15 protein-coding genes are annotated in these 17,339 nt (G+C 31.3%); 13 read left to right on the top strand and 2 right to left on the bottom strand.

Annotated features, from left to right (window positions below; all coding sequences use genetic code 11):
* Window positions 1-76: 76 nt before the first annotated feature.
* Genes pheS through efp form a run of 8 tightly spaced genes read left to right on the top strand, consistent with a single transcriptional unit; the run spans window position 77 to window position 9,912 of the window.
* Window positions 77-1,060: a phenylalanine--tRNA ligase subunit alpha gene (gene pheS / locus CKA54_RS02895; RefSeq protein WP_120759997.1), complete on the top strand. Its 984-nt coding sequence runs from the start codon at window positions 77-79 to the stop codon at window positions 1,058-1,060.
* Window positions 1,057-3,387, top strand: coding sequence for a phenylalanine--tRNA ligase subunit beta (gene pheT / locus CKA54_RS02890; protein ID WP_120759840.1), 2,331 nt, complete (start codon window positions 1,057-1,059; stop codon window positions 3,385-3,387). The genes pheS and pheT overlap by 4 nt, the downstream gene beginning before the upstream one ends.
* Window positions 3,384-4,670, top strand: a complete 1,287-nt coding sequence (aroA, locus tag CKA54_RS02885; protein WP_120759838.1) for a 3-phosphoshikimate 1-carboxyvinyltransferase — start codon at window positions 3,384-3,386, stop codon at window positions 4,668-4,670. Before pheT ends, aroA begins: the two co-directional genes overlap by 4 nt.
* Window positions 4,660-5,496 carry a 4-hydroxy-3-methylbut-2-enyl diphosphate reductase gene (locus tag CKA54_RS02880; RefSeq protein ID WP_120759836.1) on the top strand — a complete coding sequence of 279 codons (837 nt, stop codon included), beginning with the start codon at window positions 4,660-4,662 and terminating at the stop codon, window positions 5,494-5,496. Before aroA ends, CKA54_RS02880 begins: the two co-directional genes overlap by 11 nt.
* 55 nt (window positions 5,497-5,551) lie before the next feature.
* Window positions 5,552-7,219 carry a 30S ribosomal protein S1 gene (locus tag CKA54_RS02875; protein ID WP_120759835.1) on the top strand — a complete coding sequence of 556 codons (1,668 nt, stop codon included), beginning with the start codon at window positions 5,552-5,554 and terminating at the stop codon, window positions 7,217-7,219.
* A 6-nt stretch (window positions 7,220-7,225) separates the two neighbouring features.
* A complete protein-coding gene (locus tag CKA54_RS02870) occupies window positions 7,226-7,705 on the top strand; it encodes a hypothetical protein (RefSeq protein WP_120759833.1) in 480 nt (159 codons plus the stop codon).
* Window positions 7,702-9,282, top strand: a complete 1,581-nt coding sequence (gene serA / locus CKA54_RS02865) for a phosphoglycerate dehydrogenase (RefSeq protein WP_120759831.1) — start codon at window positions 7,702-7,704, stop codon at window positions 9,280-9,282. Before CKA54_RS02870 ends, serA begins: the two co-directional genes overlap by 4 nt.
* A 60-nt stretch (window positions 9,283-9,342) precedes the next feature.
* A complete protein-coding gene (gene efp, locus CKA54_RS02860; protein ID WP_120759829.1) occupies window positions 9,343-9,912 on the top strand; it encodes an elongation factor P in 570 nt (189 codons plus the stop codon).
* Between the two features lie 21 nt (window positions 9,913-9,933).
* Here the strand turns inward: efp and uvrB are convergent, their stop codons facing one another.
* Window positions 9,934-11,907: an excinuclease ABC subunit UvrB gene (gene uvrB / locus CKA54_RS02855; protein ID WP_120759827.1), complete on the bottom strand. Its 1,974-nt coding sequence runs from the start codon at window positions 11,905-11,907 to the stop codon at window positions 9,934-9,936.
* 155 nt (window positions 11,908-12,062) lie between these two features.
* Here uvrB and CKA54_RS02850 point away from each other — a divergent pair, with 155 nt between their 5' ends.
* Genes CKA54_RS02850 through ispG form a run of 5 tightly spaced genes read left to right on the top strand, consistent with a single transcriptional unit; the run spans window position 12,063 to window position 15,961 of the window.
* On the top strand, window positions 12,063-12,296 hold the full coding sequence (locus CKA54_RS02850; protein WP_012661890.1) for a hypothetical protein: 234 nt from the start codon (window positions 12,063-12,065) through the stop codon (window positions 12,294-12,296).
* Entirely contained in the window at window positions 12,283-12,522 is a 240-nt protein-coding gene (locus CKA54_RS02845) for a hypothetical protein (RefSeq protein ID WP_012661889.1), read from the top strand. Before CKA54_RS02850 ends, CKA54_RS02845 begins: the two co-directional genes overlap by 14 nt.
* On the top strand, window positions 12,523-12,993 hold the full coding sequence (locus CKA54_RS02840) for a type II secretion system protein (RefSeq protein WP_120759825.1): 471 nt from the start codon (window positions 12,523-12,525) through the stop codon (window positions 12,991-12,993).
* The gene (locus CKA54_RS02835; RefSeq protein ID WP_120759823.1) at window positions 12,990-14,834 is read left to right on the top strand and encodes a primosomal protein N'; all 1,845 of its coding nucleotides are present in this window, start codon (window positions 12,990-12,992) and stop codon (window positions 14,832-14,834) included. The genes CKA54_RS02840 and CKA54_RS02835 overlap by 4 nt, the downstream gene beginning before the upstream one ends.
* Window positions 14,835-14,890: 56 nt before the next feature.
* The gene (gene ispG, locus CKA54_RS02830) at window positions 14,891-15,961 is read left to right on the top strand and encodes a flavodoxin-dependent (E)-4-hydroxy-3-methylbut-2-enyl-diphosphate synthase (protein ID WP_120759821.1); all 1,071 of its coding nucleotides are present in this window, start codon (window positions 14,891-14,893) and stop codon (window positions 15,959-15,961) included.
* Here the strand turns inward: ispG and CKA54_RS02825 are convergent.
* Window positions 15,958-17,322 (bottom strand): nicotinate phosphoribosyltransferase, encoded by a 1,365-nt coding sequence (locus CKA54_RS02825; RefSeq protein ID WP_120759819.1) that lies wholly within the window; start codon window positions 17,320-17,322, stop codon window positions 15,958-15,960. The two genes, ispG and CKA54_RS02825, sit on opposite strands and share 4 nt — an antisense overlap.
* Between the last annotated feature and the right edge of the window lie 17 nt (window positions 17,323-17,339).

The following is a 17,339-nucleotide window of genomic DNA, read 5'->3' as shown; positions in this document are numbered from 1 at the left end:
ATCATTTTTGCTAATTTTAAATAATTTTACATTAGAATGTTTAAAAAAAATTTAGTTGGAGCTAAAATTGCAAGATATGATAAGTAAAATTGCTTCTGCAAATACTTTAGCAGAACTTGAAAATATAAAAGTAAGTGTTTTAGGTAAAAAAGGTATCTTGACTTTGGAATTTGCAAAGTTAAAGGATTTGCAAGGTGAAGAAAAGAAAGAATTTGCTAATGGCTTAAATAAGGCAAGAGATGAATTTAACGAAGCTTACCAAGTAAAATTAAAAGAATTAGAAGAAAAAGCTTTAAATGAAAAAATGAAACAAGATGTACAGGATTTTAGTTTTTTTGATGAGACTTCAAATGCAGGTGCTTTACACCCAATCATGCAAACCATGGATAAAATCATAGAATATTTTACGGCTTTAAATTTCAGCATAGAAAAAGGGCCTTTGATTGAAGATGATTTTCATAATTTTGAAGCATTGAATTTACCTCAAAATCACCCTGCAAGAGATATGCAAGATACTTTTTATTTTGAAAACAAAACTTTGCTTAGATCGCAAACTTCTCCAGTGCAAATTAGAACAATGCTAGCACAACAACCACCTATTAGAATGATAGCACCAGGAGCGGTTTTTAGAAGAGATTTTGATATCACTCATACACCAATGTTTCATCAGGTTGAAGGACTTGTTGTAGAAGAGGGAGATAAAGTTAATTTTGCAAATTTAAAAGATATGCTTGAGCATTTTTTAAAACATATGTTTGGCGATGTAAAGGTGCGTTTTAGACCGAGCTTTTTTCCTTTTACAGAACCATCTGCTGAAGTAGATATTTCTTGTGTGTTTTGCAAGGGTTGTGGATGTAGAGTTTGTAAACACACAGGGTGGCTTGAAGTCCTAGGATGCGGTGTAGTAGATCCTAATGTTTATAAATTTGTAGGTTATAAAAATGTAAGCGGTTATGCTTTTGGTTTAGGGGTAGAGCGATTTGCTATGCTTTTACATAAAATTCCTGATTTGCGTTCTATGTTTGAAGGTGATTTAAGATTATTGGAGCAATTTAGATGATTATTAGTAGAAATTGGTTAAGTGAATGGATTGATTTAAGTGAGATATCAACACAAACTATAATAAATACTTTAAATTCTATAGGATTAGAAGTTGATAGCTTTAAAAGTGTGAAAGCTCCTGAAAAAGTTGTAGTGGGTAAGGTTTTAGAAAAAGTTAAACATGAAAATTCCGATAAATTAAATATCTGTAAAGTGGATGTTGGAAGTGAAGTTTTGCAAATTGTTTGCGGGGCTAAGAATGTTGATAAAGATCAGTTTGTTGCTGTATCTTTGGTAGGTGCGGTACTTCCTAGTGGACTCGAAATCAAACCTGCAAAACTTAGAGGAGTTGAATCAATGGGTATGATTTGCTCTTCTAGCGAACTTGGTTTTGGTAAAAGCAATGATGGTATTATGGTTTTAGATGAAAGCATGGGAGAGTTAGTTTTAGGAAAAGCTTTAAATACCTATGAACTTTTCAATGATGAAATAATTGAAATAGAACTTACGCCAAATCGCGGAGATTGCTTGAGTTTGTATGGTGTTGCTAGGGATCTAAGTGCGGCATTAGATCTAAATTTAAAAGAATTAAGTCCTTTGAAAGAAGGCGAAAATAGCGTAGGCATAGGAAGAATACTTAGTGTTAAAAACCAAAGCGATGTGGAAGGTTTTTTCGCATATAGAGCATTAGAAATCAAGGAAGAATTTAAACTAAACATTACAATAGGAATTCGTCTTGCATTGATCGAGGCTTATAAAAACAACCATATTGAAAATCTTTTAGCATATGCAACACATGCAAGCGGTGTGGTTTTTTGTGCTTATGATTTTCATAAGCTTTGTCAAGATTGTCATGTTGATGAGAAAATTACACTAGAAGTAAAAACTCAAGAGCATGGTGAATACGGAATTTATTATAAAGATGAGCTGATTGCTTTAGCAGGGATAGAACAAGAAGATAAGTATAAAATTAATAATGAGAGTAAAATTATCATCATAGAAGCAAGTTACACTCAACCTCAAATCATAGCCAATGCAGTAGCTTTTCATAAAAAGAAAAACGATACCATATACCGCACTTCAAGAGGCAGCGAACCTAAGCTTTCATTGGGAATGGAGTATTTATTTAATGAATGCTTGAAGATTAATGCTATGAGTGTTTTTTCAGGAAGTCAGCAAATCTTTAAAGAGTGCGAAGCAAAGGTTATTGGTATTTTTGGTACAGAGATTGATAAGATCATCGGTATGCCTATAGACAAAAATATTTTAGTTAAAATTCTTAAAAAATTAGGCTTTGAAATTAGTGTGATTAATGATGAGCAATTTAATATCAAAATTCCACTTCATCGCAGTGATATCGTGAATATTGCGGATATTAGTGAAGAAGTGGTAAGGATTATTGGTATTGATAATATTCCTTCAAGAGCTTTAGAATTTAGAGAAAAAAATCGTTTAAATCAAGTGTATTTTGACTATCAAGAAATAAAAAATTTAAGATTAAAAGCTAGCCATAATGGTTATTTTGAAAGTATTCATTATGTTTTAGATAATGAAGAAGAATTGGCACGCTTAGGGTTTAAATGTATAAAAAATAAACTAATCAACCCAATTACTAATGAATTAAATACACTAAGAAGTACTTTGATTAATCATCTTTTAAATGCTGCAAGTTTTAATTTGAGAAATTCTAAAAAGAAAATTAAGCTTTTTGAATGTGGTAGTGTTTTTGATGAGTTTTCAAATGAGCATACTAAATTTGCGATGATTTTTAGTGGTTACAAAGAAGAAGCTAAAATAGCAAACAAAGCCAAACCTGTTTTGGTGGATTTTTATACTTTTTTAGCTGAATTAAAAAGTATTATCGGCGAATATAGTTTGCAAAAATCAGAATATGCATTTTTAAGCCCATATGAGCAAGCAAATGTTTATAAAAATGGCAAACGCATAGGTTTTGTGGGTAGAGTGCATTTAAGCGTAGAAAATGAAAGAGATCTGGCAAAAACTTATATATGCGAACTTGATTTAGAAAGTTTAAAGCAAGACTTTAAGATTGCCAAAGCTTACTCCAAATTTCCATCTATGAGTAGAGATTTAAGCGTGGTTATTCCTAAAGGTTTTGAATATGAAAAAATCAAACAAACCATTGTTAAATTAAATATCGAAAGATTAGAAAGTTTTAGAGTGGTGGATTTGTATACAGATGAAAATTTAGGTGAGTTTTATAGTTTAACCATTAATTTGGTGTTTAGAGATTTTGAAAAAACCTTAGAAGATAATATTGTTCTTGAGTATATTGACAAAATTATCAAAGCTCTAGATGATGAGCATGGTTTAAAACTTCGATGAAAATAAACTCCATTTCTTCTTTTGAAGCAAAGCTTGAAGATATAGCTTCTGATAAGTCTATATCTCATCGCCTTGCTATCTTTTCTTTGCTTACACAAGGAACTTGTAAAATCAAAAACTACTTAAAAGCGCAAGATACTTTGCATACTTTGGCGATTATTCAAGCTTTGGGTGCTGAAGTTAGCATGGATGAGGAATTTGTTTACATTAGGGCGCCACAGTATATAAAGTCTCCAAATTGTATTTTAGATTGTGGAAATTCAGGTACAGCTATGAGACTTTTGATTGGTATTTTAAGTGCCATAGAGGACGAATTTTTTATTTTAAGTGGAGATGAGTATCTAAACGCAAGACCAATGAAAAGAGTAAGTGAGCCTTTAAAACACATAGGAGCTAAAATTTTTGGAAGAGATGAAGCAAATTTAGCACCTATTGCGATTCAAGGAGCAAAGTTAGAAGGATTTAACTTTACTAGCAATATTGCTTCAGCTCAGGTAAAATCGGCTTTAATTTTAGCGGCTTTATTTGCAAAAAAAGAAAGCTATTTTAAAGAAATTGAACTTTCAAGAAATCACAGTGAAATTATATTAAATAAAATGGGCGCATGTATTGAGTATTTAAATCAAGAAAAAACTTCTATAAAAATACAACCATTAAAAACAAAACTCAAAGCATTCGAAATATGTGTGCCAAATGATCCATCATCGGCATTTTATTTTGCACTAGCAGCTTGTATTTTACCTCATTCAAGGGTTGTTTTGAAAAATGTTTTATTGAATAAAACGCGCATTGAAGCTTTTAAAATTTTAGAAAAAATGGGTGCAAAAATCACATACTATCTTGATAATGATGAGTTTGAAAGTATCGGAGAAATTTGTGTTGAAAGTGCACCTTTAAAAGCAGTAAGTGTAAATGAAAATATTGCGTGGTTGATTGATGAAATTCCAGCTTTAGCTATAGCTTTTGCTTGTGCTAGTGGTAAAAGTGTTATAAAAAATGCTAAAGAATTGCGCGTAAAAGAAAGCGATAGAATTAAATCAATTGTATTAAATTTACAAAAATGTGGCATAAATGCCAAAGAATTTGAAGATGGTTTTGAGGTAGAAGGCGGGGAAGCCAAATGTGCTAAGATCAAAAGCTATGGAGATCATAGAATCGCAATGAGTTTTTTGATTTTGGGATTAAAATGCAACATGGAAGTAGATGATTGTGAGTGTATTAAAACCTCTTTTCCAAATTTTATTGAAATTTTAAAACAAATAGGAGCTAAAGTTGGAGATTGAATTAGCAAAAAGTTATGGTTTTTGTTTTGGTGTAAAACGAGCGATAAAAAAAGCAGAACAGATTAAAGATGCAGCTACTATAGGACCCTTGATTCATAATAATGAAGAAATCACAAGATTATGGAAAAATTATAATGTTAAAACATTGAATGATATTAATGAATTAAGTGCTGAAAAAAAGGCGATCATTAGAACTCATGGTATTACAAAGCAAGATTTAGAAAAGTTAAAGCAAAAAGATATAGAAATTTTTGATGCAACATGTCCTTTTGTAACTAAGCCGCAAAAAATTTGTGAGCAAATGAGCAATGAAGGCTATGAAGTGGTGATTTTTGGCGATGAAAATCATCCTGAAGTAAAAGGCGTTAGAAGTTATGTAAGTACAAAAGCTTATGTGGTACTTGATGAGAAAGAATTGCTTGATGTAAAACTACCTTCAAAAGTTGCTGTGGTATCTCAAACAACAAAGAAGATAGAAAAATTTATGGAGATTGTAAATTTTTTAATGCTTAGGGTTAAAGAGGTGCGTGTTTTTAATACCATATGTGATGCAACTTTTAAAAATCAAGAGGCGATTAATGAGCTTGCAAAAAAAAGCGATGTGATGATAATAGTTGGAGGTAAAAATTCAGCTAACACCAAACAACTTTTTTTAATAGCTAAAAATTACTGCGAAGATAGTTACTTGATAGAAAACGAAAAAGAAATCCAAGAAGAGTGGTTTAGTGGTAAGAAAAAGTGTGGCATTAGCGCAGGGGCTTCTACACCTGAGTGGGTGATTAATTTGGTTTTAGAAAAAATCAAAGAATACGCCAAAATTAACTAAGTTTAAAGAAAACAATACTATAATGAAGAATCAAAATTTAAAACAAAGGACCACGATGAGCGAGGTGAACAAAAAAGTTCAAAACAGACTAGAGGATATTATCATAGAAGAAGATTTTGAGCAAATGCTTGAAGAATCTTTTAAGTCTGATGAGGAGGCAACTACACAAGGCATAATCGTTGCTATCAAAGGTGATGAGGTATTTATAAATGTAGGGCAAAAATCAGAAGGTATTTTGGCAACAGAAGAAATTCAAAATGAAAATGGCGAACTTATTTTTAAAGAAGGTGATACATTAGAAGTTGCTATAGTGGGTTCTCGCGGTGGCAGATCTTTACTTTCTCATAAAAAAGCTTTGAGAAAACAAAAAGTGAAAGAATTTATCGAAAATTATCAAGATGATGAAAGAACATTTGATGTAAAAATCATCGGTAAAAACAGAGGCGGTTTTGTAGCTGTAGATGATAGTGGTGTGGAGTTTTTCTTGCCAAAATCACAAAGTAGCTTTAAAGATTCAAACAATATTATCAATAAAACATTTAAAGTTAAAATCATAAAAATAGACAAAGAGGCACAAAGCATAGTTGTTTCTAGAAAAAAAATAGTTGATGAAGAAAGAAAAAAACGCAAAGAAATCATCTCAAATGTATTAAATCAAGATGAGGTTATTGAAGGTGTAGTGAAAAAGATTACCACTTATGGTATGTTTGTTGATGTAGGTGGTGTTGATGGTTTGGTGCATTATAGTGAAATTTCTTATAAAGGACCGGTAAATCCTAGCTCATTGTATAACGAAGGCGATAAAGTGCCTGTAAAAGTAATCAAATACGATAAAGACAAAAAGCATTTATCATTATCAATTAAACTTGCTATGCCTGATCCTTGGGATGAAATCAAAGATGGTTTAGAGGTTGGTGATACTATCAAGGTTACGGTTTCAAATATTGAGCCTTATGGTGCTTTTGTAGATTTAGGAAATGATATTGAAGGATTTTTACACATCAGTGAAATTTCTTGGGATAAAAATGCTAAAAATCCAAAAGACTACATCAGCGAAGGACAAGAACTTGATGTAGAGGTAATTGAAATCAACGCAAAAGAAAGAAGATTAAGAGTTTCTTTGAAAAATTTACTTACAAAACCTTTTGATGAATTTTTGAAAACACATAAAGTAGGTGATGTGGTAAAAGGCTGCGTTACATCAGTGACTAATTTTGGTGCTTTTGTAAAAATCGCAAACTTAGAAGGTTTATTGCACAATGAAGATGCTTCATGGAATAGAAATGATAAGTGCAAGGATATTTATAAAGTTGGCGATAATATTGAAGTAAAAATCATCAAACTTGATAAAGAAAATCAAAAAATTTCTCTAAGTGTTAAAGAGTTGCAAAAAAGTCCTGCGCAAGTTTATGCACAAAAACATCAAGTAAATGATATTATCTCTGGTAAAATTAGAGATATTAAAGATTTTGGAGTTTTTGTTGAGCTAGAAGAAGGCGTGGATGCGCTTATTCATAAAGAAGACTTAGGGAATGTTGATTTTTCAACTTTAAAAGTTGGAGATGCAATAGAGGCTTTGATTGTTTTTATTGATGAAAAGAAAAATAGAATTCGCTTAAGTGTTAAAAGTCTTGCAAGAATGAAAGAAAGAGAAGCACTGAATGAAATCAATGATAACGACAAAGTAACTTTAGGTGATATTATTAAAGATCAACTTTCATAATAAAAAATGAAAAAATATACCCTATATGGTATTTTAGGCTTTTTAAGCCTAACTTTGGTTATTGCTTTTATTTTTATGGTGAGATATGTAAGCATTGGGAGCTTGCCTATCTCACAAAATGTTAAATACTCTTTTGATGAAATAAAAAAAGAATTGCCACAAACTTGGCAAGATAAACTTTCAAATCTTAAAATCAATGATTTTTCCCCCGCAGCAAATGAATTTTATATGAGTTTTAATATGGACGATTCTATAGTAAAACCAAAGCAAAAATTTTATATGCTCGATGTGAATAAAAATGATGTATATTCGATGTTTTGTTTAAAGCAAACTTTGCATTCTTTTTTTATTAAATACACTTTAACTCAAAGTAAAGATGAAGTAGCAATTTACCTTGATACTAACAATGAAAAAGTTTTAAATGCTCTGATTGAAAAATTAAAAATTTACAATATAAATGCAAAATTAAAGGAGGTTTGGTTATGAAAAAGATTATTGTGTGTGATGCGATACTAGATAAAGGTGTGGAGCTTTTAAGAAAAGCAGAAGATGTAGAGTTAATTGAAGCAGCACATTTGCCTAAAGATGAGCTTTTGACAAAATTAAGCGATGTGGATGTGGCTATCACTAGAAGTTCTACAGATGTGGATTTGAAATTTATTGATGCGTGTAATAATTTAAAAGCATTAGTTAGAGCAGGCGTTGGGGTTGATAATGTAGATATTGATGAGTGTTCTAAAAAAGGAATCATTGTAATGAATGTCCCAACTGCAAATACCATAGCAGCGGTAGAGCTGACTATGAATCACTTACTCTGCTCTGCTAGATCTTTTGTAAATGCTCATAATTTTTTGAAAATAGAAAGAAAATGGGAAAGAGAAAAGTGGTATGGCGTAGAGCTTATGAATAAAACCTTAGGAGTGATAGGTTTTGGTAATATAGGCTCAAGAGTTGCTGTACGTGCAAAAGCTTTTGGTATGAAAGTTATTGCATATGATCCTTATGTAGTAGCATCTAAAATGACTGATTTGGGTATTGAGTGTGTAAATTCTTTAGATGTGATTTTAACCCAAAGTGATTTTATTACAATCCATACACCAAAAACAAAAGAAACTACAGATATGATCTCTTATGATGAGATTAATAAAACGAAAGATGGAGTTCGATTAATTAACTGTGCTAGAGGTGGTCTTTATAATGAAGAGGCATTGTGCGAAGGATTAAAAAGTGGTAAAATCGCTTGGCTTGGTATTGATGTGTTTGATAAAGAGCCCGCAACAAACCATCCATTTTTAGATTTTGAGAATGTTTCAGTTACTTCCCATCTTGGAGCAAATACTTTAGAAAGTCAAGAAAATATTGCTATTCAAGCATGTGAGCAAGCCTTAAATGCTGCAAGGGGAATTTCTTACCCTAATGCCTTAAATTTACCAATCAAAACAGAAGATTTGCCAAAATTTGTCGCACCTTACATAGAACTTATTTCGAAAATGGGTTTTTTGGCCGCTCAGCTTGATAAAACTCCTATTAAAGCTATTAAACTTGAAAGTGAAGGGCAAATTAGTGAATACAATGAATCCTTATTAACTTTTGCAACAGTGAGTGTTTTAAGAGGAATTTTAGGAGAAAATATCAACTATATTAATGCGCATTTTGTAGCTAAAGATAAAGAAGTGGAACTTTCTTCTCATATTTTACCAAGTAGTGGATATAGTAATAAAATTACCATAAAAGTGCTTACAGATAATTCGACTTTATCGATCTCGGGAACGATTTTTGGAGAGAATGAGCAAAGAATTGTAGAGTTAAATGGCTTTGATATAGACTTTAAGCCTAAAGGAAAAATGATCATCTTAAATAATAATGATATTCCAGGTGTTATTGCCAATGTGAGTGGAATTTTGGCTAAAAATAATGTAAATATAGCCGACTTTAGACTTGGTAGAAATGGCTTTGGAAAAGCTTTATCAGTTATTTTACTTGATACGAAAATTTCAAAAGCATTATTAGAGGAATTAAGAGCGGTTGATGCTTGTATTTTTGCAGAATATGCAGAAATTTAAGGCTTTTTATAAGGCTTAATTGTTACAATTTGTTTTTAATTTTAAAATTAAGGAAAATACATGGCTTCTTATGGAATGGGAGATTTAAAAAAAGGTTTAAAAATAGAAATTGACGGTATTCCTTTTAAAATCGTTGAATATCAACATGTAAAACCAGGAAAAGGTCCTGCTTTTGTTCGTATTAAAATTAAATCTTTTATTGATGGTAAAGTTTTAGAAAAAACTTTTCATGCAGGGGATAAATGTGAATCTCCAAATTTAGAAGAAAAGCAAATGCAATATCTTTACGATGATGGTGAAAATTGTCAATTCATGGATACACAAACTTATGAGCAAGTAGCAATTAGCGATGAGGATGTGGGTGAAGCTAAAAAATGGATGCTCGATGGAACCATGGTCGATGTTTTATTTCACAATGGAAAAGCAATTGGTGTTGAAGTACCTCAAGTAATGGAACTTAAAATCGTTGAGACAGCACCAAATTTTAAAGGCGATACCCAAGGTTCAAATAAAAAACCAGCTACTTTAGAAACAGGTGCAGTAGTTCAAATTCCTTTCCACGTATTAGAAGGTGAAGTGATTCGTGTTGACACTGTGCGCGGAGAGTATATAGAAAGAGCAAATAAATAATAATCCCTTGAATGCAAGGGATTATAAAGTTCTTAGTTTATTAATCTCATCTCTAAACATTGCAGCTTTTTCAAATTTAAGATTTTTTGCTGCTTCAAGCATTTGTTTTCTTAATTCTTTTACTATTTTTGCGCGTTCTTTAGCTGGCATTTTTTCAAGTTCTTTGCCTTTACGATAAATTTCTCCTTGTTCAAGCTCTTGTTTTAAACTTTCTTCTATGTTTCTTTTGACCGAAGTAGGGGTGATATTGTGTTTTTGATTATAAGCTTCTTGTAAAGCTCTTCTTTCGTTAGTAGTATCGATAGCTTCTTGCATGGATTTTGTGATTTTTTTGGCAAAAAGTAACACTTTTCCATTGACATTTCTAGCTGCACGCCCCATTGTTTGAATGAGTGCAGTTGTGCTTCTTAAAAAACCTTCCTTGTCCGCATCCATAATTGCAATAAGAGACACTTCAGGTAAGTCAAGTCCTTCTCTTAAAAGATTGATTCCGATTAAAATATCAAAAGCACCACTTCTTAAGCCGCGAATGATTTCATTACGTTCAATCGCATCTATTTCTGAATGCATGTATTTTACTTTTAAGCCAAGTTCTAGGTAGTATTTGCTAAGTTCTTCAGCCATTTTTTTAGTTAAAACAGTGATTAAAACTCTTTCTCCGCGTTCTATAACTTTTTTAGCCTCATCATATAAAATTTCTACTTGATTTTCACTATCTTTGATTTCTATTTTAGGATCTAAAAGTCCTGTTGGACGCATGATTTGGTAAAAAATATTTTCTTTGCTTAATTCAAGTTCTAAAGGTGCAGGTGTAGCTGAAACAAATAAAAATTTACAGTTTTTATTGATAAATTCATCAAACATCAAAGGTCTATTGTCTAAAGCACTTGGCAGACGAAAACCATAATCAACTAGGGTTTGCTTCCTGCTTCTATCTCCAGCAAACATTCCACGAAATTGTGGCAAGGATACGTGAGATTCATCAATGATAACTAAGAAGTCTTGATTTTTGATTGCAAAATAGTCAAATAAGGTATAAGGAGTATCGCCACTTTTTAAACCTGTTAAATGTAGTGCGTAGTTTTCTACTCCTTTGCACATTCCTGTACTTTGAAGCATTTCAAGATCAAATTCTACTCTTTGCTTTAGTCTTTGTGCTTCTACAAGTTTGTTTTCATTTTCAAAATAAGCAAGCCGTTTGTTAAGTTCAGTTTTGATCCCCTCGATAGCTTCTTTAAGTCTTGTTTCACCTACGCTAAATTGGCTAGTAGGGTAGAGTATGAATTTTTTTAAATCTTTACCTTTTTTGTTTTCTAAAACATTATAATGATACATTGCCTCAAGCTCATCGCCAAAAAATTCAAGTCTAACGGCTTCATCTTCATAATAAGCTGGATATATATCTACAATGTCACCATTAACCCTAAAATCAGCTCTGTCAAAGAAATTATCATTGCGTTTATATCCCATGTCTACAAGTTTTTTTAAAAGTTCTTTTTGGTTTATTTGCATATTTAATTCTAAAATTAAAACCATACCTACATATTCGCTTGGATTTCCTAAACCATAGTTTGCTGAAACACTAGCTATGCAAATAACATCATCATAACTCAAAAGTGAAGCACTTGCGCTTAACCTTAATCTTTCTAAGTCTTCATTAGTGGAGCTATCTTTTTCTATAAAAACATCAGTTCTTGGTATATAAGCTTCAGGCTGATAATAATCATAATAACTTATAAAATACTCTACATGATTGTTTGCAAAAAAACCTTTAAATTCGCTATAAAGTTGCGCACACAAGCTTTTATTGTGCGACATGATGAGTGTGGGCATATTTAAATTTTTGATGATGTTTGCCATGGTGAAGGTTTTTCCACTACCTGTAACGCCTAGTAAGGTTTGGTATTTATTACCTGCTTTTATACTTTTTACCAAACCGTCAATGGCTTGTTTTTGATCAGGACTTGGACTAAAGTCGCTAGTAAGTTCAAACATAAATTTTCCTAACTTGTATTTTTGTGAATTTTACACAAAATTTTTTGTAAAAATTTAAATTTTCAAATAAAAAGCTATGCAAAATTAAATTTTTTTTTGTTACAATTATATATTTAAAATACTCTAAAAATATAAATCAAAAAAGGCAAAAAAATATGTACGATGAAAGAATAATTAACACAATGACAGATAAAGTAAACGAGCTTTTGGCAAAATACAATGAAGTATGCGAAATCAATGAAAATTTAAGAAATGAATTGGTAAGTGTAAAAGCACAAAATGAAGCCAAAAACAACCAAATTGCACGTTTAGAGGAAGAACTTAAAAATAAAAATATTGAAAGTGAAGATGTGATCAAGAAAATAGAGGCTGTTCTTGGCAAACAATAATCAAAGAAAAGTTACAATCAATGTCTATGCAAAAGACTTTGTTGTAACTTGTAGTAATGAATTTGCAAATCATCTTGAAGATGAGATCGCTTTGATTTCAGGAGGCACGGGCAAGATAGAACTTGCAAATTTCATTAATGCTTTTGTAAAACTTAGTTATGAAAACTATATTCTAAAAAAAGAACTCAATAAACTTATAAACACTATCGATGAAGAAATAAAATAAATGCGCTTGCAAAAAGCTTTTACTCTTATAGAGCTTGTTTTTTGCATTATGATTATCGCCATTCTTAGTATGGTTGCTTATCCGTATTTTTCTTTTGGTAAAAATGATGCTAAAGTTATTCAAGTAAAAAGTGAAGTAGAGCTTATAAATGCTTCTTTGTCTTTACTTAGACATCAGTTTTTGTTTAAAGAAAGTAAAGATTTCCCAGTGGTTTTAGATGATGCTTTAATTAATAGTGAAAATCAAAAATTATTTGTTTGTTCTAATGCTCAAAATTATAAAAACACAAAACAATGCACTTATAATGTTTTAGAAAGGCCTATTGTTTCAAGTAAAAAATCATGGATGAAAACAGCAAACATTCGATATCGATTTTTTATAAATAGTCAAATTTATATAGATTTTGCTTATAATAGTGATAAAATTTTTTTAGAGTGTGTGAGTTCAAATTGTAAGGATTATGGGTTTTGAATTTTTATCAACTTGCTATTAAAGGGTATTATTTAGATGCTTTAACCTATGAAAGCGAAGAAGAATTTGAAATTTTAGATGAGGTGGTGGTAGATCTTGCTAAAAAGAAAAATCTTAAAGCGATTGTTTTGCAAAAATGTCCAAAACCTGATTTTAAAACCCAGTCCATAAAGGAAAAAACAGGCTATAAGCTTACGCCATATCAGTATGAACTTGCTCAATTTATTGCGTATTATTATGCTAGTAAAATTGCCTTTGTTTTGGGAATGTTTGAAGGAATTAACGTTTACAAACATGATAAAATTCAAATAGAAAAAATACCGATTTTAAGTCAAAATCAACAAGAAGCTTTGGAATTTATTAAAGCAAGACAAACAAGTTTGTTGTTTGGAGATACAGGCTCGGGTAAAACAGAAATTTATATAAGTTTGATAAAAGAATGCTTAGAGCAAGGAAAGCAAGTTTTGCTTTTAATGCCAGAAATCGCCCTAACTCCGCAAATGCAAAAAAGACTTAAAGTGTACTTTAAAGAGCATTTTTTCTTATGGCATTCAAAAGTCACTAAGAAAAAAAAACAAACATATTTGCAAGATTTAGCTTCTTCTAAGGCTTTGTTGGTGGCAGGAGCAAGATCGGCTCTGTTTTTGCCTTTTAAAAATTTAGGCTTAGTGATTATAGATGAAGAACATGATAATTCCTATAAAGCTTCTAATAATCCAAGAATTAATGCAAGGGATTTAGCCTTGTTTATAGCGAAAAAAATGGATATAAAAATACTTTTGGGTTCAGCTACTCCAAGTGTTGTAAGTTTTTACAAGCATGATTGTTTTCGACTTAAGGGAACTTTTTTTGAAAGTAAGAAAGAGTTCTTATATGATGAGAGTGAATTAAGTGTTTCTTCTAAACTTCTTTTAGAATTAAAAGTGAGCTTAAGAGGGAAAAAACAAGCTGTGGTGTTTTTGCCCACAAGGGCTAACTTTAGACAAATTTTATGCAAAGAATGTGCTAATACAATTCAATGTCCTTTTTGTTCTATTGCTTTGAGTTTGCATAAAAGTAAAAATGCATTAAAGTGCCACTACTGTAATTTTACCAAAGAAATTGATCAAACTTGCCCAACGTGCAATGGAGCTATGCTTGAAGCTAAAAAAATGGGCACAGCAGAGCTTTGTGAACTTCTGGAAAAAGAGTTGGCTGAATTAAATCCTAGTATTAAAAGATTTGATAGTGATGAGATCAGTAGCGTTAAAAAGCTTGATATGATTTTAAAGGATTTTAATCAAGGCAAAATTGATATCTTAGTGGGTACTTCTATGCTTGCTAAAGGACATGATTATCATAATGTAGATTTAAGTGTAATTTTGGGGTTAGATGAGTATTTATTTAGACCTAATTTTAAAGCTTTAGAAGAAACTTTAGCACTTGCAATGCAGGTTGCAGGTAGGGCAGGTAGAAAAGGTAAAGGAAGAGTTTTGTTGCAAACTAAAAACAAAGCTTTTTTTGAAAAATATATACAAGATTATGATTGTTTTTTAAGTGATGAATTAAGTGCTAGAAACGGACTTTATCCTCCATTTAAAAGGCTTTTGAGATTAATCATTGAAGATGAGGATAAAAATAAAGCATTAAGTTTATGTGAGTTTATGGCTAAAAAAGCTCAAGAGTTAGAATTTGTTCAGTTGGTAGGGTATGGATCTTGTGCAATTGAAATGCTTCATAAAAAGTGGCGTTTTTATGTTTTATTGCGTGCTGATACTCATCAAGAACTTGTGAAATTTGAGCATTTTGCTTTAAATTTTAAAAATATCACTTGTGATATTGATCCAGTAGATTTTAGTTGATTTTAATTTCTACAAAGACAAAAAAGTATACAATATGTGTAAAAAAGTGAGAAAAAATGGAATATCAAAGATACAAAACAAGACAAATTAAAGTAGGAGATGTTTTAATAGGTGGAGATGCACCTATTTCGGTGCAATCTATGCTTTTTACTAAAACAAGAGATATTGAAGGTTGTTTAAAACAGCTTAATAGGCTTTATTTTGCGGGTGCAAATATCGTGCGTTTGGCATGCTTGGATATGGCAGATGCAAGAGCTTTAAAAGAAATCAAAGCAAAAAGCCCATTGCCTTTAATCGTAGATATACATTTTAATCATAAACTAGCGGTTTTTTGTGCTGAATTTATCGATGGAGTTAGAATTAACCCGGGAAATATTGGTTCAAAAGAAAATATCAAAGAAGTAGTACAGGCTTGCAAACAAAGACAAATTCCTATTAGAATAGGGGTAAACCACGGTTCAATAGAAAAGCAATTTAGTGATAAATATGGCTATAATGTACAAGCAATGATAGAAAGTGCTTTGTATAATATAAAATTGCTAGAAGATTTGGATTTTTTTGATATTAAAATTTCTATGAAAACTTCAGATGTGCAAAATACCATAAAAGCATATGAAGCCTTAAGACCGCTTTGTGATTATCCGTTTCATTTGGGTGTTACTGAGGCGGGAACTAAATTCCATAGTACAGTAAAAAGTTCGATCGCTTTGGGAAATTTACTTTTAAAAGGCATAGGCGACACAATGAGAGTTTCTATGACTGGAGAGCTTGAAGAAGAAATTAAAGTCGCACGAGCGATCTTGCAAGATAGTGGAGTGCAAAAGAGTGGGGTAAATATCATCTCATGTCCAACTTGCGGGAGAATTCAAAGTGATTTGATTAAGGCAATCAAGATTGTAGAAGAGAAAACTAAGCACATTAAAGAACCACTGAATATAAGTGTTATGGGTTGTGTGGTAAATGCTTTAGGCGAGGCTAAGGGTGCTGATGTGGCAATCGCTTTTGGTAAAAATCAAGGCTTAGTTATAAGACATGGTGAAGTTGTTGCCAAGCTTAAAGAAGATGAGCTTGTGGAAAGGTTTTTACTCGAAGTGGAAGATGAAGTAAAATTAAGAGAGAAAAATTAATTTTTCTTTAGATAATTTTTTTGTAAATTTTGTAAAGTTTTAGAGATTTTTACTTTATATACGCTTGGATTTTGAAGTTTTTTAAATTTAAGATCCAAGTTTTGAATGCTTATTTGATGTGCTTCTTGTATAGATTTTAAATTAGGACTTTCATAAACTAACTTTCCGTTTTTGAAAATTATTTCATGCAAACTTACATAAGTAAGGCCCTGGTAATGTTTAATGTTTTCATCGTGTGCATACAAAACATCAAAAGAGGCTTTGTTATTTTTATAGTATCTTATAAGTTTTTTAAAATGAGGCAAGGTTGTTTTGCTTGAGCTAGCGCTAATTTTAATTTTAGGGATGATTTGACCATCTTTTTCAATTGCAACGAGTTTATAAACTGCACCAAAAATAGGCGAACTTGCCGAAGTGATCAGTTTTTCTCCTATACCAAATGCATCAATTGGAGCTTTATTTTTTAGCAATTTTTCAATAATGAATTCATCTAAAGCACTACTCGCTATGATTTTGCATTTTTTTAAACCTGCATGATCTAGTTTTTTTCTAAGGTATTGAGAGATTTTAAGCACATCTCCTGAATCAATGCGTATGGAATAATTTTGCATGGTATTTTCAGCATTTAATTCACTAAAAATTAAAATGGCATTTTCAATACCTTTTTGATAGTCATAAGTATCAATCAAAAGACTAATATTGTCTTTATAGGTTTGGCAATATGCCCTAAAAGCACTCAGCTCATCATCAAACATCTGCACCCATGCATGAGACATGGTCCCACTGATAGGAATGTTGAATTTTTTTCCAGCTAAAGTACAAGCACTTGCATGAAAACCACCTATAAAAGCAGCTCTAGCACCATTTAAAGCTGCGCTTTCTCCATGAGCCCTGCGAGATCCAAATTCTAAAAGTAGTTTGTTATTTGCCACTTGAGAGATTCTACTTGCTTTTGTTGCAATAAGACACTGGTGGTTTAATGTTAAAAGTATATATGTTTCTAATAATAAAGCTTCTATTATAGGTGCTTTAATGATCATTAAAGGTGTATTGGCAAATACGCATTCACCTTCTTTTACGCTTAATATATCTCCACTAAAGCATAATGTAGAAAGATAATTTAAAAATTCATCATCAAATTTTTGAGTATTTTTTAAAAAAGCTAAGTCGTCTTTGGAGAAGGAAAAATGTTTGATGTGTTTTATGATTTGTTCTAGTCCACAAAATACAGCATAAGAGGCATTATCGGGAGCTTTTCGAAAGAAAACTTCAAAATATACAATTTGCTTATGCTTATTTTGTTTAAAATAAGCATAAGCCATACTTAATTCGTAAAAATCACATAATAATGAAGAATTCATAAAAGGATTTTTACTAA

This window comes from Campylobacter sp. P255, assembly GCF_003627915.1.
GTDB lineage: Bacteria > Campylobacterota > Campylobacteria > Campylobacterales > Campylobacteraceae > Campylobacter_D.
Note: the sequence above shows the minus strand (reverse complement) of the source record. Positions and strands in the feature narration are given on the sequence as shown.